Origin of the sequence: Microcella alkalica (assembly GCF_014137945.1) — a bacterium.
GTDB lineage: Bacteria > Actinomycetota > Actinomycetes > Actinomycetales > Microbacteriaceae > Microcella > Microcella alkalica.
This window is the reverse complement of sequence record NZ_JACGWX010000001.1, coordinates 223,765-244,308: the sequence shown is the minus strand read 5'-3', so window position 1 is coordinate 244,308 and position 20,544 is coordinate 223,765. Positions and strand designations below refer to the sequence as shown.

21 protein-coding genes, 2 tRNA genes and 1 riboswitch are annotated in these 20,544 nt (G+C 71.7%); of the genes, 14 read left to right on the top strand and 9 right to left on the bottom strand.

Going from position 1 to position 20,544, the window contains the following annotated elements; genetic code table 11:
* Positions 1 to 13 precede the first annotated feature (13 nt).
* From FHX53_RS01185 to FHX53_RS01175, 3 genes are all read left to right on the top strand, one after another.
* Entirely contained in the window at positions 14 to 1,021 is a 1,008-nt protein-coding gene (locus tag FHX53_RS01185; RefSeq protein ID WP_182489420.1) for an aldo/keto reductase, read from the top strand.
* On the top strand, positions 1,022 to 1,972 hold the full coding sequence (locus tag FHX53_RS13960; protein ID WP_182489418.1) for an EamA family transporter: 951 nt from the start codon (positions 1,022 to 1,024) through the stop codon (positions 1,970 to 1,972).
* Positions 1,973 to 2,041: 69 nt separating this feature from the next.
* Positions 2,042 to 2,950 (top strand): hypothetical protein, encoded by a 909-nt coding sequence (locus FHX53_RS01175; RefSeq protein WP_182489417.1) that lies wholly within the window; start codon positions 2,042 to 2,044, stop codon positions 2,948 to 2,950.
* Positions 2,951 to 2,981: 31 nt separating this feature from the next.
* On the opposite strand, the gene FHX53_RS01170 is transcribed toward FHX53_RS01175, so the two are convergent.
* The 3 genes from FHX53_RS01170 to FHX53_RS01160 form a co-directional block, all read right to left on the bottom strand.
* Complete coding sequence (locus FHX53_RS01170; protein ID WP_182489416.1) at positions 2,982 to 4,418, bottom strand: aminotransferase class V-fold PLP-dependent enzyme; 1,437 nt, start codon at positions 4,416 to 4,418, stop codon at positions 2,982 to 2,984.
* 110 nt (positions 4,419 to 4,528) lie between these two features.
* Positions 4,529 to 4,601 (bottom strand) — tRNA-Arg (locus FHX53_RS01165).
* 31 nt (positions 4,602 to 4,632) lie between these two features.
* Positions 4,633 to 4,896, bottom strand: coding sequence for a glutaredoxin domain-containing protein (locus tag FHX53_RS01160; protein WP_182489414.1), 264 nt, complete (start codon positions 4,894 to 4,896; stop codon positions 4,633 to 4,635).
* Positions 4,897 to 4,939: 43 nt separating this feature from the next.
* Here FHX53_RS01160 and orn point away from each other — a divergent pair, with 43 nt between their 5' ends.
* Together orn and FHX53_RS01150 are read left to right on the top strand one after the other, a co-directional pair.
* Positions 4,940 to 5,563: an oligoribonuclease gene (gene orn, locus FHX53_RS01155; RefSeq protein ID WP_182489412.1), complete on the top strand. Its 624-nt coding sequence runs from the start codon at positions 4,940 to 4,942 to the stop codon at positions 5,561 to 5,563.
* A 62-nt stretch (positions 5,564 to 5,625) separates the two neighbouring features.
* Positions 5,626 to 5,701 (top strand) — tRNA-His (locus FHX53_RS01150).
* 50 nt (positions 5,702 to 5,751) lie between these two features.
* Here the strand turns inward: FHX53_RS01150 and FHX53_RS01145 are convergent.
* Positions 5,752 to 8,232, bottom strand: a complete 2,481-nt coding sequence (locus FHX53_RS01145) for an ATP-dependent DNA ligase (RefSeq protein WP_182489410.1) — start codon at positions 8,230 to 8,232, stop codon at positions 5,752 to 5,754.
* Between the two features lie 89 nt (positions 8,233 to 8,321).
* Between FHX53_RS01145 and ku the strand changes: the two genes are divergently transcribed.
* Genes ku through FHX53_RS01120 form a run of 5 tightly spaced genes read left to right on the top strand, consistent with a single transcriptional unit; the run spans position 8,322 to position 11,801 of the window.
* Complete coding sequence (gene ku / locus FHX53_RS01140; RefSeq protein WP_182489407.1) at positions 8,322 to 9,293, top strand: non-homologous end joining protein Ku; 972 nt, start codon at positions 8,322 to 8,324, stop codon at positions 9,291 to 9,293.
* Positions 9,294 to 9,345: 52 nt separating this feature from the next.
* On the top strand, positions 9,346 to 9,654 hold the full coding sequence (gene clpS / locus FHX53_RS01135; protein ID WP_182489405.1) for an ATP-dependent Clp protease adapter ClpS: 309 nt from the start codon (positions 9,346 to 9,348) through the stop codon (positions 9,652 to 9,654).
* Positions 9,651 to 10,142 carry a DUF2017 family protein gene (locus FHX53_RS01130; RefSeq protein WP_182489403.1) on the top strand — a complete coding sequence of 164 codons (492 nt, stop codon included), beginning with the start codon at positions 9,651 to 9,653 and terminating at the stop codon, positions 10,140 to 10,142. The genes clpS and FHX53_RS01130 overlap by 4 nt, the downstream gene beginning before the upstream one ends.
* Positions 10,139 to 10,528 carry a metallopeptidase family protein gene (locus FHX53_RS01125; RefSeq protein WP_425488291.1) on the top strand — a complete coding sequence of 130 codons (390 nt, stop codon included), beginning with the start codon at positions 10,139 to 10,141 and terminating at the stop codon, positions 10,526 to 10,528. The genes FHX53_RS01130 and FHX53_RS01125 overlap by 4 nt, the downstream gene beginning before the upstream one ends.
* 58 nt (positions 10,529 to 10,586) lie before the next feature.
* Positions 10,587 to 11,801: a serine hydrolase gene (locus FHX53_RS01120; protein WP_182489401.1), complete on the top strand. Its 1,215-nt coding sequence runs from the start codon at positions 10,587 to 10,589 to the stop codon at positions 11,799 to 11,801.
* On the opposite strand, the gene FHX53_RS01115 is transcribed toward FHX53_RS01120, so the two are convergent.
* From FHX53_RS01115 to FHX53_RS01105, 3 genes are read right to left on the bottom strand one after another with little or no spacing between them, the layout of a single operon-like run.
* On the bottom strand, positions 11,798 to 12,310 hold the full coding sequence (locus tag FHX53_RS01115) for a nucleoside/nucleotide kinase family protein (RefSeq protein ID WP_182489399.1): 513 nt from the start codon (positions 12,308 to 12,310) through the stop codon (positions 11,798 to 11,800). The genes FHX53_RS01120 and FHX53_RS01115 overlap by 4 nt on opposite strands.
* A gap of 10 nt (positions 12,311 to 12,320) precedes the next feature.
* Positions 12,321 to 14,711: an ATP-binding cassette domain-containing protein gene (locus tag FHX53_RS13955; RefSeq protein WP_182489397.1), complete on the bottom strand. Its 2,391-nt coding sequence runs from the start codon at positions 14,709 to 14,711 to the stop codon at positions 12,321 to 12,323.
* Positions 14,698 to 15,333, bottom strand: coding sequence for an ECF transporter S component (locus tag FHX53_RS01105; RefSeq protein WP_182489395.1), 636 nt, complete (start codon positions 15,331 to 15,333; stop codon positions 14,698 to 14,700). Before FHX53_RS01105 ends, FHX53_RS13955 begins: the two co-directional genes overlap by 14 nt.
* A 50-nt stretch (positions 15,334 to 15,383) precedes the next feature.
* A riboswitch (TPP riboswitch) is annotated at positions 15,384 to 15,494 on the bottom strand.
* A 35-nt stretch (positions 15,495 to 15,529) separates the two neighbouring features.
* Here FHX53_RS01105 and FHX53_RS01100 point away from each other — a divergent pair.
* From FHX53_RS01100 to FHX53_RS01085, 4 genes are read left to right on the top strand one after another with little or no spacing between them, the layout of a single operon-like run.
* Positions 15,530 to 16,333 (top strand): hypothetical protein, encoded by an 804-nt coding sequence (locus FHX53_RS01100; RefSeq protein ID WP_182489393.1) that lies wholly within the window; start codon positions 15,530 to 15,532, stop codon positions 16,331 to 16,333.
* Positions 16,334 to 16,369: 36 nt separating this feature from the next.
* The gene (locus tag FHX53_RS01095) at positions 16,370 to 17,170 is read left to right on the top strand and encodes a TerC family protein (RefSeq protein WP_182489391.1); all 801 of its coding nucleotides are present in this window, start codon (positions 16,370 to 16,372) and stop codon (positions 17,168 to 17,170) included.
* 3 nt (positions 17,171 to 17,173) lie between these two features.
* The gene (locus FHX53_RS01090; RefSeq protein WP_182489389.1) at positions 17,174 to 18,724 is read left to right on the top strand and encodes a GAF domain-containing protein; all 1,551 of its coding nucleotides are present in this window, start codon (positions 17,174 to 17,176) and stop codon (positions 18,722 to 18,724) included.
* Complete coding sequence (locus tag FHX53_RS01085) at positions 18,721 to 19,374, top strand: LuxR C-terminal-related transcriptional regulator (RefSeq protein WP_182489387.1); 654 nt, start codon at positions 18,721 to 18,723, stop codon at positions 19,372 to 19,374. Before FHX53_RS01090 ends, FHX53_RS01085 begins: the two co-directional genes overlap by 4 nt.
* A 4-nt stretch (positions 19,375 to 19,378) precedes the next feature.
* Here the strand turns inward: FHX53_RS01085 and FHX53_RS01080 are convergent, their stop codons facing one another.
* Together FHX53_RS01080 and FHX53_RS01075 are read right to left on the bottom strand one after the other, a co-directional pair.
* On the bottom strand, positions 19,379 to 19,882 hold the full coding sequence (locus FHX53_RS01080) for a GNAT family N-acetyltransferase (protein WP_343050727.1): 504 nt from the start codon (positions 19,880 to 19,882) through the stop codon (positions 19,379 to 19,381).
* Complete coding sequence (locus FHX53_RS01075; RefSeq protein ID WP_182489385.1) at positions 19,879 to 20,538, bottom strand: methyltransferase domain-containing protein; 660 nt, start codon at positions 20,536 to 20,538, stop codon at positions 19,879 to 19,881. The genes FHX53_RS01080 and FHX53_RS01075 overlap by 4 nt, the downstream gene beginning before the upstream one ends.
* Between the last annotated feature and the right edge of the window lie 6 nt (positions 20,539 to 20,544).

The window sequence follows — 20,544 nt, the reverse complement described above, 5'->3', positions numbered from 1 at the left end:
ATAGGCTGGCCGCATGCCGCACATCGCCGCCGACGACCGCTACGAGCAGCTCGAGTACGCCCGCGTGGGCCGCAGCGGGCTGAAGCTGCCCCGCATCTCGCTCGGGCTCTGGAACAACTTCGGCGACGACCGTCCGATCGAGACGCAGCGCGCCATCCTGCGCCGCGCGTTCGATCGCGGCGTCACGCACTTCGACCTCGCCAACAACTACGGCCCGCCCGACGGCGCCGCCGAGACGAACTTCGGGCGCATCCTGCACGACGACTTCCTGCCCTACCGCGACGAGCTCGTCATCTCGACCAAGGCCGGGTACCACATGTGGCCCGGCCCCTACGGCGAGTGGGGCTCGCGCAAGTACCTGCTGAGCTCGCTCGATCAGAGTCTGACGCGCACGGGGCTCGACTACGTCGACATCTTCTACAGCCACCGCCCGGACCCCGAGACGCCGCTCGAGGAGACCATGGGCGCGCTCGCGACCGCGGTGCAGAGCGGCAAGGCGCTCTATGCGGGCATCTCGAACTACGACGCGGCGCAGACCCGCGAGGCGCAGCGGATCCTCGGGGAGCTCGGCGTGCCGCTGCTCATCCACCAGCCCCGCTACAACATGTTCGACCGCCGTATGGAGGAGGGTCTGCTGGACGCCCTCACCGAGACCGGCATCGGCAGCATCGTCTTCTCGCCGCTCGCCCAGGGCCTGCTGACGAACCGGTACCTCGACGGCGTGCCCGCGGGTTCTCGCGCGTCGGAAGGGCGCTGGATCAGCGAGGACAACATCGATGACGCCTACCTCGGTCGGGCGCGCGCCCTCAACGCGATCGCGGAGACGCGCGGGCAGTCGCTCGCGCAGCTCGCCCTGCTCTGGGTGCTGCGCCACCCCCAGGTCACGAGCGCCCTCATCGGCGCCAGCAGCGTGCGTCAGCTCGACGACAGCCTCGACGCGCTGAACGGCGCCGCCCTGACCGCCGACGAGATCGCCGCGATCGAGCCGCACGCCGTGCACGGCACGGGTTCGAGGAGCTGAGTGGGCTACATCCTCGCCCTCGCGGCGGCCGTGCTGTTCGGCGCGAACGGGAGCGTCACCAAGATCACCATGGAGGCCGGGCTCAGCCCCGCCCAGGTCACGCAGTTCCGACTTCTCGGGACGGCGATCGTCGCCGGCCTCGTACTGCTCGCGATCGACCGGGCCGCCTTCCGCCTCCCCCGCCGTCAGTGGCCGATCATGATCGTGCTCGGCATCGTCGGCGTCGCACTGCTGCAGGCGACCTACGCCGCCGCAGTCCAGCGCCTGCCCGTCGGCATCGCCCTGCTGCTCGAGTACACGGCCGTGCTCATGGTCGCGCTCGTGGCCTACTTCTTCTTCAAGGAGCAGGTGAAGACGCGGCTGTGGATCGCGATCGTCCTCGTGCTCGCGGGCCTCGCCGTCGTCGCGCGCGTGTGGGCGAGCACCCTCGACGCCCTCGGGGTGCTGCTCGCGATCGCCGCCGCGATCTGCCTAGCCCTGTACTTCCTGATCGGCGAACGACAGGTCGCGAAGACGTCGGCCCTCGCGGTGTCGTTCTGGACGATGCTCATCGCGACGGTCTTCTGGTCGTTCGTGAGCGGCTGGTGGGAGCTCGACAGCGGCGTCTTCACGACGCCCGTCGACCTCGGCGGTGTCCACGGCTCGCTCGAGGTCCCGATGTGGCTGCCGCTGCTGTGGAACGTCGTCCTCGGCACCTTCGCGCCGTTCCTGCTGAGCCTCGCCGCGCTCCGTCACCTTCCGGCGACCGCGGCGGGCATCGTCGCCTCCTCCGAGGTCATCTTCGCCTTCGCCGTCGCCTGGGCGTGGCTCGGCGAGACCCTCGACCTCGTCCAGATCGTCGGGGCGGCCGTCGTGCTCGCGGGAATCATCCTCGCCCAGACCGCTCGCGTCGGTAAGGTCGTGGACGCCGATCTCGCTCTGACGACGGGACCCATCACGACCGTTCGCTGAATGGTCCGGATGCTCGGCTCAGGTGTGGCGTATCCGGGGCCCGCACCGCCCCGGGAGTAGCCTGCGAACATGGAATGGGTTAACGGCATCCTCGACTGGCTCGGCTCGCCGGAGGGCCGGCGCGTGACCGCGAGCACGATCATCCCGGCGATCGCGATCATCGTCTCCGGCATCATCGCCGGGCTCATCGGGCGAGGCTCGACCAAGCGGGTGATCGCTCAGTACAACCGCGACGCCCTCACCGCCGCCGTGCAGGCGCTCGTCCTCGCCGGCCGCAAGGCCGCCGGCTGGAACGCGATCGGGACGATCGAGCGCGTGCAGGTCGACCACCTCATCGGCGAGGCCGAGACGCGCATCCGCCTGCTGCCCGTGCCCGGTGCCGCTCTCGCGGCGAACTGGGCGGCGCACCAGCTGGAGGACATGAAGCGTAATTCCGCCGGCTTCTCCTTCCAGGCGCAGCAGACCCTCGCCGAGTACCGCGATCGCCTGATCGCCTGGAGCGAGAAGCCCCGCCACGCGAAGAAGCTCTTCGGCGCCGACCTCGAGCGCTGGAAGTACGAGGCCGACCCGGCCGAGCAGCAGCTCGTAGCCGAGCAGGCCCACTGGGAGGCCGAGCGCACGCCCGAGCGCGAGTCGGCCGCCGTGACCCCCGCGACCTCGACGACGGCGACCGTCGCCCGAGCCGAGACCCCGAGTCGCTCGGCCGTCGGCCCGATGTCGAGCGACGAGCCCCCCGTGACTCCCCCGAACGCCGGAACGCCCCTCGTGGTCTCGACGCCGTTCGCCCCGCAGCTCACGACGTCGACGTCGAGCCCCGGAGGCGAGATCGACGCGCGCGAGAGCGACCCCGTGCCGACGCAGGCGTTCGTGGTCGAGCACCGGGGTGAGAGCCCGTCGACGCCGGGCGACGACAGCGCGCCGCCGCCCATGCCCGCGCAGAACGTCCGCGATCGCATCAACCCGCAGGACGAGAACTAGCGCTCAGCGGCTCCTCGAGGCGTCCGCCGGCTCAGCCGACGGGCGCCTCGGCGCTCTCGGCGGGCACCGCGCCGTCGTGCGTCGCGGCGTACGCGCGCCGCGACCACATCGACACGTGATAGTGCATCTCGGGGATGAGCGGCTCATGCTCGGGCTTCATGAGCACGCTGCGCATGATGCGCCCGGTCGGGGCATCCTCGACGAGGTCGATGCCGCGCACGCGCAGCTGGTCGGGCTTCACGACGTACGTGGCGAGATGCGTCTGCTGCGGTCGCGCCGTGTCGGCGGCCATCTCGAATATCGCGTGGCTCGTGCGGTCGAGCTCGGTCATCGTGCGCACGCGCGGCAGGTAGGTGATGATGTCGATCTCGGGCCGCTGGTAGGGCTGCAGGATGTCCGACTCGCTGATGAGGGAGTGCCACTGCTGCGCCGCGCGATAGCCGGGCAGCACGACGCCGCCGAGCCCCTCCTTCGTGAGCGGGAAGACCCGCAGAGTCGCCCACAGCGCCGCCGCGCTCGCTCCCGCGCGCGAGCACTCGAGCTGGATCTCTCCGAAGTGCCTCTCGGTGCTCGCGAAGTACGTGTACGGCGACTCGTGGTGGTAGTACCGCAGGATCGACTGGTCGTTGAAGAGCACCGCTCCGCACCCGTAGGGCTGCAGGCCGTGCTTGTGCGGGTCGACGACGACCGAGTCGGCGTCCTTGACGGCCCGGAAGTGACGGGCGGTCTCGGGATCGAGCTCGTCGGCGATGATCGCGAAGAACCCGCCGTAGGCGGTGTCGACGTGGATGCGCGCGCCGTACCGCCGCGCGAGCGGGATGATGTCGGCGAGCGGGTCGACCGCGCCGAGGCCCGTCGTGCCGAGGGTCGCGACGACGACGCCGATGCGCCCGGTGGCGAGTTCGCGTTCGAGCTCCTCGAGCTCCATGCGCCCGATCGCGTCGGTCGGGATGCCCACCGTGTCGATGCCGAGGACCTCGCCCATGCGGGAGTGCGTGTAGTGAGCATCCGCGCTGTGGGCGATCGCCTTGCCGGGCGCGATCTCGCGGCTGATCCAGAGCGCCTCGAGGTTCGCGGTCGTGCCGCTCCAGGTGAGGTGGCCCATGAAGTCGCTCGGGTAGTCGAACATCGCCGCGAGCTGGTCGAGCACCTCGTGCTCCATCGCGGTCGTCGCGCGGCTCGCGTCGATCGAGTGGTTGTTGGGGTTGAGCTGCATCGTCGCGAGGTACGCGGCGGTCGCGACGGGGTGCGGCGGCTTGAGCATCTGGCCCGCGTACTGCGGGTGGAAGTACGGATAGTTGTCATCGAGCCGCTCGATGAGCTCCCCCAGGACGGCGTGCACCTCGTCCGGGTCGGCGTGCAGCGAGGGATGCTGATCCCATGACCCGTACGTCGCCTTCAGACCTTCGATGCCGGCCATCACCTGCGGCAGCAGCTCGTTCAGCTCGACGGGACGCTTGGCGCTCACGACCGCACTCCTTCGTGTGGATGGGTTACCGGCTCGGCCTGGTGGGCCTCCCCGGATAGGTGATTGCGAGTCTACGGAGGAACGGCCGTTCGGTAGCGAACAATAGGGTGTGCCCCCGGCAGGACTCGAACCTGCAACCACCGGATTAGAAGGCCGATGCTCTATCCATTGAGCTACGAGGGCTGGCGGTCTCCAGGGTAGCGGAGGGCCTCGTTCACTCGGCGGCCTGCGCGAGAGCCGTCAGCAGTCGCGCGAGCGTTGGCGCTCCGGCGGCGCGCACGACCTCGGTGCCGTCCGTGCGACGGATGATCGTCGTCGGCGTCGTCGTGATCCCGAGCTCCTCGGCTCGCTCGGCATGGGCCGCGACATCCCGTTCGTCCACGACGAGCGCGGGCACGAGCCGCTGCGCCTCGGCGACGACCTCGCGCGCCCGGTGGCACGGGTCGCAGAAGGCGGAGGTGTAGAGCTCGAGCAGCACCCGCCCAGCGTAGGCCGTCGGAGCTGACGGTTAGACTCCCGGGGTGAGTGCTGCGACCGATCGTCTCGTCTGGATCGACTGCGAGATGACGGGTCTCGATATGTCGAGGGACGAGCTCGTGGAGGTCGCCGTCGTCATCACCGACTACGACCTCGAGCCCGTGCATCCGGGCTTCGCGGTCGTCATCAGGCCCTCGGAGAGCGCGCTCGTCAGCATGGGCGACTTCGTGCGCCAGATGCACGAGTCGTCGGGGCTGCTGACCGAGCTCGAGCACGGCGCGAAGCTCGAGGAGGCCGAGGAGGCCGTCCTCGCCTACATCTCCGAGCACGTGCCGACCGCCGGGCAGGCACCGCTCGCGGGCAATACGATCGGCACCGACCGCGCCTTCCTCGCCCGCGACATGCCCCGCGTCGACGCGCACCTGCACTACCGCTCGGTCGACGTCTCGAGCATCAAGGAGCTCGTGCGCCGCTGGTTCCCGCGCGTTTACTTCAACTCCCCCGCGAAGAACGGCGGGCACCGCGCGCTCGCCGACATTCTCGAGTCGATCCGCGAGCTGGAGTACTACCGCCGCGTCGGCTTCATCGCCGAGCCCGGTCCCACGAGCGAGGAGGCCCAGGCGGTCGCCGCGAGCGTCGTCGAGCACTGGGCACCGCGCATCGGCTGAGTGCGCGAGCACCCGCTCGGCTGTACTACCATTGAGCGGTCGCGCCTCGGCGCCGACGCCTGGTGGGTATAGCTCAGTCGGTAGAGCACCTGGTTGTGGTCCAGGGGGCCGCGGGTTCAAGTCCCGTTACTCACCCCAGCTCGAAGCCCCGGTTCCGCACTGCGGACCGGGGCTTCGTCGTTCCGCCCTCACTCGCGCGTCACGTCGTCGGGCGCGACGTCGCTCCGCCAGCCGCGCCACACGGGGTGCCGCAGGCGCCCGGTCGCCGTCCACTCGGTGAACGCGACCTCCCCCACGAGCTCGGGGCGCACCCACACGGCGTCGGCGGCTTCCGCGCTCGGGATGCCCGCGAATGGGCACCGCGAGGTCTCCAGCGCCTGCAGGCGGTCGCGCAGCCCTCCGAGCTCGCGCTCGCCGAACCCCGAGCCGACCCGGCCCGCGTACGCGAGCCCGCGCCCCTCCGGAACCCCGACGAGCAGCGACCCGACGCCGTCGGCCCGCCGGCCGGACCCCGGCCGCCAGCCGCCGACGACGACCGACTGCGTGCGGACGTGCTTGAGCTTGATCCACGCGCTCGACCGCCTGCCGGGGCGGTAGACGCTGTCGCGGCGCTTGGCCATTATGCCCTCGAGGTCGAGCTCGCGGCTCGTGGTGAGGGCGTCGTCGAGGTCGCCGGCGAATGCGGGAGGGGCGAGCACCGGGCCCTGCTCGGTTACGACGGAGGCGAGGAGCTCGCGGCGGGCGTCATAGTCGAGCCCTGTGGCATCCGCCCCGCCGGCGATGAGGACGTCGAAGAGCATGACCCGCACGGGCACAGCCGAGGCGAGCGCGGCGATCTCCCGCGGCTTCGTGAGGCCCATGCGGCGCTGCAGGAGACCGAAATCGGGTCGCCCGCGGTCGTCGAGGACGACGATCTCGCCGTCGAGGACGACGGGGCCCGCGCTGCGCACCGAGGTCTCGATGAGGTCGGCGAGCGCCGCGAGCTCGGGGTAGGCGGCGGTGAGGTCGACGCCGTTGCGGCTGCGCAGCCCGAGCGCGCCGTCGTCCAAGGCTGCGAGGGCGCGGATGCCGTCCCATTTCATCTCGAATGCCCACTCCTCGGGCTCGGCGATGTCGGCGACGTCGCCCGCCGTGGCGAGCATGGGGGCGAGAGCGGCGCCCGCCGAGTCGCCCGCAGGGGCGGCTCGGGCGCTGCCGCGGAGCACGCGCCTTCCGGTGCGCTCGGCGAGCCGGGAGGGGGCGGCGGGAGCGGTCGGCGACGACGCCTTCCCGCGCGCGTCATCCATGAGGTGCATGATCCACTGCGCCCGGCCGGGCCCCGCGACGCCCGCCGGCGCTCTCTCTCCCGTGCGGATGAGCGCGTAGCGGTGCGAGCCGCGCAGCCCGTGGAGCGTCGCGATGACCTCCTCGCCGTCGCGCCACTTCTCGAGGTCGTACGTTCCGGAGTCCCAGATCGTCATCTCGCCCGCGCCGTACTCGCCGGCGGGGATCGTGCCCTCGAAGTCGAGGTACTCGATGGGGTGGTCCTCGGTCGGCACCGCGAGGCGGTTCACGGCCGGGTCGTCGGGTGGCCCCTTCGGCACGGCCCAGCTGACGAGCACGCCGTCGCGCTCGAGCCGCACGTCGAAGTGCAGGCGCCGCGCGTGGTGCTCCTGGATGACGAAGCGGCGGCCGTCGGTCGGGGGCGGCACCGATTCGGGCACGGGCTCGGGCGTGCGCCGGGCATCCCGCATCGAGCGATAGGTCGCGAGGCGGTCGTCCTCCTCGTCGTCGTCGGTGTAGGCCTCCTCGAGCGGCGCGAGCAGGTCGCCGCGCTTGCGGACGCGCCGCATGACCTCCTGATGGTCGAGGTGGGCGAGGGTCGGCGACGACAGCTCGCGCCACGTGCGCGGGGCGGCGACCATGGGCCGCGAGCGCCCGCGCAGCGAGTACGGCGCGACGGTCGTCTTCGCGCCGCTGTTCTGGCTCCAGTCGAGGAGCACGCGCCCCTCGCGCTTGCTCTTCTTCATGTCGCTGACGATGAGGTCGGGGTGATCGGCCTCGAGGGCAAGCGCCAGTTCTCGCGCTACCGCTCGTACCTCGTCGGAGGTCTGCGCACCGTCGAGCGCGCTGTAGAGGTGGATGCCCTTGCTCCCGCTGGTCACCGGCAGCGGGTCGAGCCCGATGTCCTTCAGGATGCTCCGTGCGAGCCGCGCGACCTCGGCGCACTCGAGCAGTCCGACGCCGGGCCCCGGGTCGAGGTCGAGCACGAGCCGGTCGGGCCTCTTGGGCTTCCCGGCCCTGCCGATGCGCCACTGCGGAACGTGGATCTCGAGCGAGCCGATCTGCGCGAGCCAGGCGAGCGTCGCGGCGTCGTTGACGAGCGGGTACTCGTTGACGTGGTCGGAGTGCTGGATCTCGGCCCGCTCGACCCACTGCGGCGTGGATGCGTCGAGGTTCTTCTGGAAGAACACCTGACCGGGCTTCTCCGTCGTTCCCACGCCGTCGACCCAGCGCTTGCGCGTCGCCGGGCGGTTCCGCACGTGCGGCAGCAGGGCGGGCGCGACGGTCGCGTAGTACGCGAGCACGTCGGCCTTGGTCGTGCCGGTCTCGGGGTACATGACCTTGTCCAGGCTCGTGAGCTTGAGCTCGCGGCCCTCGATGGTCACCCGGGTGTCTGAGCTCGCCATTCCGCCATGCTCGCGCCGAGGCATCCGCGCTCGCCACCCCTTTGCGCAAGGGGGTTGGCGTGTGCTCGCACCGCGCGCACGCTGGGAGCATGCGATCGATCTGGAAGGGCGCGATCACGTTCGGGCTCGTCAACGTCCCCGTCAAGGTCTACAGCGCCACCGAGGACCACGACCTGCCGCTGCATCAGGTGCACGACGCCGACGGCGGGCGCATCCGGTATCAGCGTCGATGCGAGGTGTGCGGGAGGATCGTCTCGTACGGCGACATCGACAAGGCCTACGACGACGGCGAGCGCACGGTCGTGCTCACCGACGACGATCTCGCGACGCTGCCGAGCGAGCGCAGCAAGGAGATCGACGTCGTCGAGTTCGTGCCGACCGAGCAGATCGATCCGATCATGTTCGACCGCAGCTACTTCCTCGAGCCCGACGGCTCCTCCCCCAAGGCGTACGTGCTGCTGCGGCGCACGCTCGAGGAGGCCGATCGGACGGCGATCGTGCTGTTCTCGCTGCGGCAGAAGACGCGGCTCGCGGCGCTGCGCGTCCGCGGCGACGTGCTCATGCTGCAGACGCTGCTGTGGGACGACGAGGTGCGCGAGGCGCGGTTCCCCTCCCTCGACGCCGCAGTGCGGATCGGCGCGAAGGAGCTGCGGATGAGCCGGTCGCTCGTCGAATCGTTCGCCTCCGACTTCGCGCCCGAGCAGTTCAGCGACGAGTACCAGGACGAGCTGCGGAAGCTCGTCGAGGCGAAGCTCGCGCAGGGCGATGCGATGTCGACGGAGGAGACGTTCGGCGAGACCGAGGACGATGAGGACTCGGGCGGCGAGGTGCTGAGCCTCATGGATGCGCTGCAGCGCAGCATCGACGCGAACCGGGCGAAGAAGAAGGGCGGCGGGACGTCGAAGAAGACTGCTTCGAAGAAGGCTGCTCCGAAGAAGGCTGCTCCGAAGACAGCGGCTCCGAAGGAGGCTGCTTCGGCCGCGAAGGCGCCGGTGAAGAACGCTTCGGCGAAGAAGAGCACCGCGAGCACGAAGGCCTCCCCGGCGAAGAAGTCGGCCTGATCCGCAGCGAACCGCGTCGAGGCCCGTCGGAGCGGTGCGGGAGAATGGACGCATGGTCGCCCTCCCCGCTGTTCCCCTCATCGACGAGGTCGTCGACGTCGAGCGGCGCGAGCTCCACGCGAGCGAGGTGCCATGGAGCACGGTGGTTTGGAACGACCCGGTCAACCTCATGAGCTACGTCGCGTGGGTCTTCCGCCGTCACTTCGGCATGGATGCCCCGACCGCCGAGCAGCGGATGATGCAGGTGCACACCGAGGGTCGGGCGATCGTCGCCGAGGGCAATCGCGAGGCGATGGAGCGGCACGTCGAGGCGATGCACGAGTACGGGCTCTGGGCGACGCTCGAGAGGGCGCCCCGATGAGGGGCTTCGTGCTCGTCGACGGCGGCTTCGAGGCCGTCGTGGAGCCGGAGGAGGCGCGCATCCTCGCCTCGCTCGCCGCGCAGCTGTCCGCGCTGCTTGGCGAGGCCGCCGACGACGAGTCGCTCTCCGGCTCGGACCCGGCAGTCGCCCGTCTGCTGCCCGACGCCTACCGCGACGATGAGGAGGCCGCCGCCGAGTGGCGCCGCCTGAGCCGCCGCGCGCTCGCCGAGCGCAAGGGCTCCTTCGCCTCGCGGTTCGCGGCGGCTCTCGCCGACGCGTCGGCCGCGTCGGAGTCGACACGCATCCGCCTCGATGAGGCCGGTGCGCTCGACTGGGTGCGAGCGATCGGCGACCTGCGCCTCGTGCTCGCCGAGCGCATGGAGGTCGGCGACGACCGCGAGGGCATGCGCGACCTCTACGACTGGCTCGCCTGGATGCAGGACGACCTCGTGCGCGTCCTCGATCTCGCCGAGGAGCGGCGCGCGTGAGCGACGACGACCGCCCGCCGCTCGACCTCCCCCCGCTCGACCTGGACGTGGAAGCGTTCGAGGCCCTCGTCGTCGATGAGCTCGACGACCTGCCTGACGATATGGTCGACGGCCTTGAGAACCTCGTCTTCGTCGTCGAGGACCGCCCGGAGGACGGCTCGCTCGACCTCCTCGGCGAGTACCAGGGCGTCGCGCTCACCGACCGAGGGCAGTACGGCTTCGGCGAGCTGCCCGACCGCATCGTCCTGTTCCGCGAGCCTCTGCTCGCCGTGGCCGACGGCGACCTGGAGGAGCTGAAGGACCAGATCCACATCACGCTCGTGCACGAGATCGCGCACTTCTACGGAATCGACGACGACGAGCTGCACCGCCTCGGCTGGGGCTGATCCCTGAGCCCGGCGCGCCCCTCGCACGGCGCGGCGCAGAGCCGCCTACCCTGACCGCATGGAACCGGCGAGGCGCGTCGCGCGCACCATCAGCAGCCTCTTCGCGCTCCTGCTCGTCCTCGCGACGGTGTACGCCGCCGGCGCCCTGCTGAGCCCCATCCCGTCGCTCACTCCCGTCGAGCGCGAGCTCGACACGGCCGCGCTCGACGCCGGCGCCGCCTCGATCGTCCTCCCGGAGGGCGGGGCGACGGCCGTCGCGCTGCCGGAGGGCGAGCCGATCACGGGAGGCTCGGCCGAGCAGCTGCCGATCGCGGGCATCGCCAAGCTCGTGCTGGCCCTCGTCGCGATCGACGAAGCGGAGCTCGAGGCCGGCCGAACCGGAACCACGATCGTCATCGACCAGGCGGACCTGCAACGGCAGCGCGGTCTGCAGGCCGGAGGCATCCGCATCGTCCCCGTCGGCATCTCCGAGAGCTGGACGGTGCGCGATCTCCTCATCGCGACGGTCATCGGCTCGGGCAACAACACCGCCGAGCTCCTCGCCGACGCGGTGTTCGGCAGCACGGACGCGTACCTCGAGCGGGCATCCGACTGGCTGACCGAGAACGGGATGCCCGACACCGTCGTCGTCGACGCCACCGGCCTCAATCGCGCCTCCGTCGCCCCCGTCCGCGATCTCGGGGTACTGGCCCAGCTCGCAGCGGCCGACCCGGTGCTCGTGGATCTCCTGCGCGAGCGGCCGCTGCGCGCCAACACGGCCGGCTTCAACGACAACGCCGCGGTCGCGCCCTCGCTCGGCGTTCTCGGTGCCGCGAACAGCTACACCGACGCCGCGGGCGTCTGCTTCGTGATGCTCGTGCCGGTCGGCGAGGAGCTCGTCGGGGCCGTCATGATCGGCCAGCCCGGCTACGAGGCGGCGAACTCTGCCCTGCAGACGCTCGTGCCCTCCATACAATCGGGCGTGAGGCCGCTCGCCGTCGTCGAGGTGGGCGACATCGTGGGTGAGCTGACCTCCGACTGGGGGCGCACGGTCGACCTCGTCGCGGTCGAGCCTGCGAGCGTGCTCGCCTTCGACGCCGGCGAGGTCGAGTCTCGGCTCGTGCTGGATGAGCGGCGGACCGTGCTGCGCGGGCAGAGCGTCGGGCGGCTCGAGATCGAGACCCCGGGGCGCACGCAGTCGGTGCGCGTCGAGACGGCGGGCGCGATCACCGAGCCGGGCATCGCCTGGCGCTTCGCCGACCCGCTGACGGTGCTCGACCGCTGGCTCGACTAGCGCTGCTCGCTGCTCGAGCTGTCGAGCTCAGGGGGACGTGCCCCGAAGACGATCTCGTCGGCGCACCCGCGCGGGTCGTGCAGCCGCGCGTGCCACTCCTCCTGGCGCGCCCAGCGCTCCCACTCGCGCGCGAAGCTCTCGCCATCGCGGGCGACGGCTCGCTCGCGCCGCGCAGCGTCGTCGAGCTCGATCCAAACGCCGTGATCGGCGAGCGATCGCGAGGCGGGACTCAGCGCGCCGCAGCCCTCGACGACGAGCGGGAGTCGGGAATCCACCGTTCGCCACTCGCCCGGGCGGGCGCGCGCCCAGTCCCACGTGCGGTAACGACCGTGGCGACCCTCGGCGAACGGGACCAGAACGTGCGCGATGACGTGCGCCTCGGCCGCCTCGAGGCCGTCCCACCCCGGGTACACCTCGTCGAGGCTCAGGAGCCGCGCACCCGAGCGGCGCGCGAGAGCCGTCGCCCACGTCGTCTTCCCCGAACCCGATCGCCCGTCGACGAGTGTCACACGCGGGCGCTCAGTCGAGGATCGCATTGAACTCGCCCGTCAGCAGCGCCGCGGCAAGAGCGGCGGCGGAGATCAGGATGCCGATGAGGACGGCCGCGGAGTCGATGCCTCGCCACGGCGAGGGTCGCAGCCACGTGCGGGGAAGGGGCGCGCCGAACCCGCGCGCCTCCATCGCGATCGCGAGGCTCGACCCGCGCCGGACGGCGAGCACGAGCAGCGACAGCACGAGTCCGGCGACCCGGCGGGCGGCGCCGCGGTCGCCGACGCCGCGGGCGCGTCGGGCGCGCTCGAGCATGCGAGCGTCATCCCGCATGAGGCTCACGAGCCGCAGCGCCGCGACCGCGCCCAGCACGAACCGTGCGGGGAGGCGCAGATTCTGCCCGAGCGCGTCGCCCAGGCGCGTCGCGTCGGGGCGGGCGAAGAGCGCGATCGCGGGGATGCCGATGGCGAGCACCCGCAGGAAGGTCGCGCCGGCGAGCTCGATCGAGTTGTCGCTGATGCGCACGAGCAGGAACTCCGCGTAGACGCGGCCGCCCTCCTCGCCGTAGAGCAGGAGGGTGAACGCGGTGAGCGGCGCCGCGATGAGCACGGGAGACAGCCGCAGGAGGAGCAGGCGCGGCGGTGCTCCGAGCAGCGGCAGGAGCGCGAGCTGGAGCGCGAGGGCGACGCCGGCCGAGACGATGTCGAGCGTCACGATGAGGATGAGGGCCGGGATGAGGCTCGCGGCGATCGCGGCGACGGGGTTGAGGCGCTCGACGAGCGCGGTGCGCCGCGGGCGCGGTGCGCGTGATGCTTCCCCACCGTTTATCGGTCGCTCGCTGCGGGCGTCCGAGAGGTCGTCCGCAACGACTGAGCGATAGACGCCGCGGGTGGCGGTGAGGGGTGAAGCGACACCGGCGGCGGGCAGCACCACTTCGCGCGCGCCGAGCGCCGCGACGAGCTCGCGATCGTGCGTCGCCATGACGATCGCGCCGCCGGCGTCTCGATGCGCGGCGAGCAGCGCCGCGAGCTCGGCCCACGTGCGGGAATCCTGCCCGAAGCTCGGCTCGTCGAGCACGAGCACGGGCGGCGCCGTCGCGAGGGCCGTCGCGACGGAGAGCCGCCGCTGCTCGCCACCGCTGAGCGTGAACGGGCTCGATCCGGCGAGCGCGCGCAGCCGCAGCCGGTCGAGCAGCGGCTCCACGATCGCCGCGGCCTCCTCCTCGGTGCGGCCGAGCGCGCGCGGGCCGACCGCGAGCTCCTCGCGGACGGTCGGCGCGACGAACTGGTGCTCGGGGTTCTGGAACACGACGCCGAGGCGCGCGACGAGGGCGCGCGAGCTCCACCGCGAGGGCGAGGGCTCCTCGACGGGAGGATCGACGGCGCGCAGGGCATCCCCGGCCACGACATCGCCGGAGGCCGGATCGAGAAGGCCCGCGAGCGTGAGGGCGAGCGTCGTCTTGCCCGCCCCGTTCACGCCGGTGAGCGCGATGACCTCGCCCGCGCGCACGTCGAGGTCGATGCCGACCTGCACGACCGCTCCGCCGCGCGGTCGCACTGCGAGGCCCCGCGCTCTCAGCAGAGTCTCGCCCGGAGCGCGCGACGCCGGCGCCGGATGCTCCGGCGCGCGCCCGGGAACCCACACCCCGCGCGCGGCGAGCTCCTCGCCCTGCGCGCGCATGACGTCGGCGACCGGTCCGTCGGCCGCGACCCGCCCCTGCTCGAGCACGATGACGCGATCGACGAGCGGCGCCCACACGTCGACGCGGTGCTCGACGACGAGAAGGGTCATCGAGCGGTCGGCGATGAGCGCGGCGACCGCCGCGGCGACCTCGCGGACGCCCGCCGGGTCGAGCTGCGCGGTCGGCTCGTCGAGCAGGACCGCCCCCGGTCGCAGTGCGAGCACGCCCGCGAGTGCGAGCCGTTGCTTCTGCCCTCCCGACAGGCGAGTCGTATCGGCGTCGAGCGGGAGGTCGAGCCCGACCGCAGCGAGCGCGAGCGGCACGCGCCGGCGGATCTCGTCCGCGGGAACGCCGAGGTTCTCCGGGCCGAACGCGATGTCGTCTCCCGCGCGAGCCAGGACGAGCTGGGCGTCCGGATCCTGCAGGAGCAGGCCGATGCGGCCGCGCGCGTGCGCGGGGTCGCGGCCGTCGACCGTCAGAACTCCCGCGCGCTCGCCCTCGTCGTCTCCGCCGAGCACGCCGGCGAAGGCCTGCAGCAGCGTCGACTTACCGCTGCCGGAGGCGCCGAGGAGCAGCACGCGCTCGCCGGGCTCGATCGCGAGGTCGAGGCCGGCGAGCACGGGCGCGGCGCGGCCCGCGGGGGTCCAGCTCCAGGCCTCGGCGGCGAGGGATGCCGCGCCCGTGGTCGGCGCGAGAGCTTCATCCCCGCCTGGAGGCCGACCGGTGTCAGGAATCGGCACGCGCCGCGTGCTCGCGACCTGCCGCGAACCGGCTGAGAGCGCCCGTGCGCGCGAGGGCGCGCGTCAGCAGCCACGACCCGCCGCCCGCGAGGATGGCGCCGGAGGTCATCGCGCTCGCGGCGTAGATCACGACGAACTCGGGGCGCGAGTCGGCGTAGTAGAACGTGAGGTCCATGATCGCCATGCCGACCCCCGCGCCGAGGCCGGCGAGGATCGCGGGGACGAGACCCCACGCGCGGTAGAGCAGGAGCGCGAAGACGAGCTCGGCGCCCAGGCCCTGCACGAGACCCCACTGGATCGCCGTCCAGCCCCAGAACCCGCCGAGCAGCGCCGAGGTGGCCGCCGCCACGAGCTCGCCGTAGAGAGCAGCGCCGGGCTTCCGCACGACGAGTCCGACGAGCACCGCGGGAAAGAGCCAGACGCCGTAGAGCAGCGCCTGCAGGCCGGGCAGCGCCGCCTCGATCGGGGCCGTGATCGGCTGGTAGGTGAGGTTCCACACCACCATGACGAGGCCGCCCGCGACGCCGAGGACGCTCGCGATGACGATGTCGACGACGCGCCACCGCATCGAGGGGCGCGGCGCGCGGGCCGCGGAAGTGGTCGAGGGTGCGGTCGAGACCATGATGTTCGTGCCTTTCTAGAAGGGCGTCGGAGGACGCCGAACGGTTCGGCACGGGTGCGAGAAGTCCTCCCTTCGCCGGCATGATCCGGATCAGGTTCGACGGTCGAAGCTTGGAGAAGCTTCCTCTCAGCCCGGCTCACCGGACTCCCGTGTACAGCGCTCAGTGTACGCCTCTTCCGCCCCTAGGGTGGTGCGCATGCTCGACATCAGCGGCGTCCGCCGCGCGTTTTCCGCCTACCTCGACCGGCTCATCGAATCCCTCGAATCCCGCCCCGAGGTCACGGGCCTCGTCCTCGCCGGATCGACCGCCGACCGCTCGCGCGTCGACGAGTGGAGCGACCACGACTTCCTCGTCGTGTGCTCCAGCCACCACGACGCCGAGGCGATGCGCACCGATCTGCGATGGCTGCCCGACCACGACCAGCTCGTGATCGCCGCGCGCGAGACCGCGCACGGCCTCAAGTGCGTCTACCGAGACGGCCACGTTCTCGAGTTCGCCGTGTTCGCCCCCGACGAGCTGACGCTGGCCCACGCGAACGCCTTCGAGGTCCCGCTCGACCGCGGCGGCGTCTACGCGACGATGAAGGATGTCGCGGCGAAGCCGAAGCCGGGCTCCGAGCGCTCACCGCTCGAGCACGCCCAGCTGTTCCTCTCGCTTCTGCTCATCGGGGTCGGCCGGTCGCGCCGCGGGGAGACCCTGACGGCCGGCCAGTTCATACGCACGCACGCACTCGCCCACCTCCTCGCGCTCCATCGGCGCGTCGTCCCGGGGGCCAACGACCCGCGGCTCGACGATCTGGACGTCTATCGGCGGCTCGAGCAGGTGCATCCCGATCTCTCCGCCGTCATCGAGCGCGCCCTCGAGCGCGACCCGGAGACCGCCGCGCGCGGCCTCCTCTACGTCGCCGAGGCGACCGCGATCGCTCGCTGGAGCGACTGGCCGGCCGAGGCGGCAGCGGTCGTCAAGAGGAGGCTCGGCTGGGAGGACGCGACGCCCTGAGCCCCGCCGACCGAGCGGCTCACTAGGATCCTCGGCATGGACATCGTCTTCACGCCAGAGCTGCTCATCGCCTTCGCCTCGCTCCTCCTGCTCGAGATCGTGCTCGGCATCGACAACGTCGTATTCATCTCGATCCTCGCCGCGAAGCTCCCGCCCGAGCAGCAGAACAAGGCCCGCATCATCGGCCTCACGCTCGCGATGTTCATGCGGATCGCGCTTCTCTTCGCGGCTTCATGGGTCATCACCCTCACCGCCGACCTCTTCGAGCTGTTCGGCATGGGCTTCTCCGGCAAGGACCTGATCCTCATCGTCGGCGGCCTCTTCCTGCTCTACAAGGCGACGACCGAGATCCACGAGCGGCTGGAGGGCGAGGAGGCGCACGCCGCAGGCGGCGGCAAGGCCGCAACCTTCGGCGCCGTGATCGTTCAGATCATCCTCATCGACATGGTCTTCTCGATCGACTCGGTGATCACCGCCGTCGGCATGGTCGATGAGCTCTGGGTCATGGTCTCCGCCGTCGTCATCGCCGTGCTGATCATGCTCTTCACCGCCAAGGCCGTGAGCGACTTCGTCAACCGCCACCCCACGGTCAAGATGCTCGCGCTGGCATTCCTCGTGCTCATCGGCGCGATGCTGATCGCCGAGGGCTTCGATGTCAAGGTCGACAAGGCGCTCATCTACGGCCCGATCGCGTTCGCGATCGGCGTCGAGGTTCTCAACCTGATCGCCCGCGGTCGTGCGGCGAAGAAGCACGAGAAGAAGATCGAGCCCGTGCAGCTGCGCCCGTTCATGGTGAAGGAGACCATCGAGACGGCCTCCACTCCGACGAAGCCCTAGCGCGTGGAGATCGAGGGGCACGGCGACCTCACCGCCCTCGTCTCGCGGATCCTCGACCGCACCGACGACTCGGCGGCGGGTCGCGACCGCCTCGCGCTGCTGGTCTCCGCCGCGCAGACCGTCACGCGCGAGCTGGACCTCACGCACGCGCTGCAGCGGATCGTCGAGGTGGGGCGCGAGCTCGTCGGCGCGCGCTACGGCGCCCTCGGCGTCATCGCCCCCGACGGCAGTCTCGAGCGGTTCCTGCACTCCGGTCTGACGGTCGAGCGGGCGGAGCGGATCGGCAGCCTCCCCACCGGGCACGGGATCCTCGGCGCCGTCGTGACGGACGCCCGCACTATCCGGCTCGATCGGCTCGCCGACGATCCACGCTCGGCCGGATTCCCCGCGCACCACCCGCCCATGGGCTCCTTCCTCGGCGTCCCCATTCGCGTCGGCGGCGCCGTGTTCGGCAACCTCTACCTGACCGAGCGAGCGGGGGGCGATCCATTCGACGAGGTCGATGAGGCGCTCATCACGACCCTCGCCGCCATGGCGGGAACGGCGATCGCGAACTCCCGGCTCTACGAGCGCGCGCAGGCCGAGCGTCGCTGGCTCGAGGCCTCCGAGCGCGTCATCCAGCGGCTCCTCGCGGGTCAGCTGAGTCCCGACGACGCCGCCGAGGTCGCCGAGACGGTCCTCGCGGTGTCCGAGGCGCGCGGCGTCGTCCTCCGCATCGGCGAGGGCGACGCGGAGCTCGCGGCGACGGCTGGCGACGCGCTCGGCGACGGCCCGCGCCTCGACGTGCCCCTGCTGGGAGCGGAGGAGCGACGCCTCGGGACGCTCGAGATCGTCAGAGGGCCCGACGGGCATCCCTTCGAGGAGGGCGAGCGCGAGACGGCCGAGCGATTCGCCCGGTCCGTCGCGATCGCCCGCGAGCTCGCCCTGTCGCGGATCGACGAGCAGCGCCTCGCCCTCGCCGACGAGCGCGAGCGGATCGCGCGCGACCTGCACGACCACGTCATCCAGTCGCTGTTCGCGATCGGGCTCACTCTGCAGAGCACCGTGGGCGACCCGACCTCCCCGATGGGTGCGAAGATCGCCGCTCAGGTCGACGCGATCGACGCGACGATCCGCCAGATCCGGCAGGCGATCTACCGGCTCTCCGCTGCCCCTGCCGCCGAGGCGTACAGCCTGCGCGCTCGCATAAACACCCTCGTGCGCCAGACCCTCGAGGGCGAGGACCTCGATTCGCGACTGGAGTTCAGCGGCCCCGTCGACACTCTCGTCGACACCTCTCTCGGAGACGAGGTCGCGGCCGTCGTCCGGGAGGCGCTGTCGAACGCCGTCCGCCACGCCCGCGCGCGCGCCGTCACCGTCAGCATGGCGGTGCGGGGCGCCCAGGTGGTCATCACGATCACCGATGACGGCATCGGGATGCCCGTCTCGGGCAGGCGCAGCGGGCTCGAGAACCTGCGCGCTCGCGCCGTCGAGCTCGGCGGCACCTTCGCGATCGGCCCCGCATCTCCGCGCGGCACGCAGCTTCGCTGGGTCGTACCCTGGAAGGCGTCATGAGCGACCCGGTGCGCGTCTTCCTCCTCGACGATCACGAGATCGTGCGTCGAGGCCTCGCCGACCTCCTCGCGGAAGAGGACGGCATCGTCGTCGTGGGCGAGGCCGGCGAGGTCGCCGGCGCCGCCGAGGCCATCATCGCGGCGGGCACCACGGTCGCGGTTCTCGACGGGCGGCTGCCCGACGGCAGCGGCATCGACGTCTGCCGCGACGTGAAGTCGGCCGACCCGTCCATCGGGTGCGTCATCCTCACCTCGTACGACGACGACGAGGCCGTGCTCGGCGCCGTGCTCGCGGGCGCGGACGGGTACCTCCTGAAGGAGGTGCGGGCGACGCGGCTCGTGGAGGGGATCCGCCGGGTCGCCCGAGGCGAGTCGCTGCTCGACCCCGAGGTCGTCGCGCGCGTGCGCTCGCGCATGACCGCGGCGAGCGCCGACACCCGAGCGGGCTCGCCGCTCGCCGACCTCACACCCCGCGAGCGCGAGATCATCGCGCTCATCGCCGAGGGGCTCTCGAACCGCGAGATCGCCGGGCGGCTGTTCCTCGCCGAGAAGACGGTGAAGAACTACGTCAGCGGCATCCTGTCGAAGCTGGGGCTGCAGCGCCGCACCCAGGCCGCCGTGCTCGCGACCGAGTGGATGCGCAGGCCGTAGCCGATCAGCGCTCGACGGGCGCCGCCATGAGCGCGACCGTGATGCTGCCGCCCTTCGTCGCCTGCGTGCCGACCTGCACGAAACCGAGCCGCGAGTGGAAGGCCAGACTGCCCGGGTTCGGCGGGTCGAGGTTGACCTCGCAGGTGACCTCCGGGTGGCCCAGCCTGCGCGCCTCGGTGAACACCGCGTCGTAGAGCACCGGTCCGAGGCCCCTGCCTCGCTCGCTCTCGGCGACGACGATGCGGTCGACGTAGACATGGCCCGTGCCGCGCGCCTCGAACCAGCGGAAGTTCTCGCTCGCGTACGCGGCCCCAGGGTGCATCGCGATGACGAAGCCGACGAGCGCGCCGTCGCGCTCCAGCCCCAGGGCTAGGCCCGCGAGCTCGAGCAGCGCGCGCATTTCGTCGGCGCTCGTGATCGGGACGGCCGGATGCGCCGCATCGTTGAGCGTCACGAGGGCGGGCGCATCCGCACTCTCGAGGTGGCGCAGGGCGGCGCGGTCGGTCACGGGCGAGCCTCCTGGGTCGGGCTGGTGTCGGGCAGGGTGCCGACGCGCACCTGGATGTGGCCGCCGCGCAGACCGCGCGCGCTCACTCCGCGCGCTCCGGTCTCGATCATCCGCCAGGTCCGCGCGTTCAGATCGGCTCCGCCGAAGCCGGCGAAGGCGCGCGCGAGCGGGGAGACGATCCGCGCGGATCCGTGGGGCTCCTGCATGTCGACGATCGCGACGCGCGCGCCGGGGCGGGCGACGGCGAGAGCGCGGCGCCACGCCTCGGCCGGGTCGCTCATGATCGACAGGGTGTAGGTCGCGATGACCACGTCGGCGGGCCCGCCGAGGGCCTCGCGCGCGGCATCGACGTCGAGCTCGGTCGCATCGGCCTCGAGCAGGCGCACGGTGCGCAGGCCGTACCGTTCGGCTCTGCGGCGGGCGGCCGCGAGCATCTGAGCGCTTCGGTCGACGCCGAGCACGGCGCCGTCCGGCCCGACGGCCGCGTCGAGGAGCGCGTGGTTGAGGCCCGTTCCGCACCCGAGATCGAGCACGCGCTCGCCCGGCCGCGGATCGAGCTGCGCGATCGCGGTCGTCCTGCCGACGCGGTACACCGGCCACTCGGCCGACAGCGCGTCGTACAGGCGCGCGCCGGAGGAATATCGTTCGCGCGCCACGTTTGG

What these genes read in the sequence shown, in the direction of transcription:
- FHX53_RS01085 (WP_182489387.1), top strand. Translation starts at nt 18,721, where the DNA reads ATGAGCGACCCGGTGCGCGTCTTCCTCCTCGACGATCACGAGATCGTG.
- FHX53_RS01130 (WP_182489403.1), top strand. Translation starts at nt 9,651, where the DNA reads ATGAGGGGCTTCGTGCTCGTCGACGGCGGCTTCGAGGCCGTCGTGGAG.
- FHX53_RS01175 (WP_182489417.1), top strand. Translation starts at nt 2,042, where the DNA reads ATGGAATGGGTTAACGGCATCCTCGACTGGCTCGGCTCGCCGGAGGGC.
- ku (WP_182489407.1), top strand. Translation starts at nt 8,322, where the DNA reads ATGCGATCGATCTGGAAGGGCGCGATCACGTTCGGGCTCGTCAACGTC.
- clpS (WP_182489405.1), top strand. Translation starts at nt 9,346, where the DNA reads ATGGTCGCCCTCCCCGCTGTTCCCCTCATCGACGAGGTCGTCGACGTC.
- FHX53_RS01120 (WP_182489401.1), top strand. Translation starts at nt 10,587, where the DNA reads ATGGAACCGGCGAGGCGCGTCGCGCGCACCATCAGCAGCCTCTTCGCG.
- FHX53_RS01185 (WP_182489420.1), top strand. Translation starts at nt 14, where the DNA reads ATGCCGCACATCGCCGCCGACGACCGCTACGAGCAGCTCGAGTACGCC.
- FHX53_RS01145 (WP_182489410.1), bottom strand. Translation starts at nt 8,232, where the DNA reads ATGGCGAGCTCAGACACCCGGGTGACCATCGAGGGCCGCGAGCTCAAG.
- FHX53_RS01105 (WP_182489395.1), bottom strand. Translation starts at nt 15,333, where the DNA reads ATGGTCTCGACCGCACCCTCGACCACTTCCGCGGCCCGCGCGCCGCGC.
- FHX53_RS01095 (WP_182489391.1), top strand. Translation starts at nt 16,370, where the DNA reads ATGGACATCGTCTTCACGCCAGAGCTGCTCATCGCCTTCGCCTCGCTC.
- FHX53_RS01100 (WP_182489393.1), top strand. Translation starts at nt 15,530, where the DNA reads ATGCTCGACATCAGCGGCGTCCGCCGCGCGTTTTCCGCCTACCTCGAC.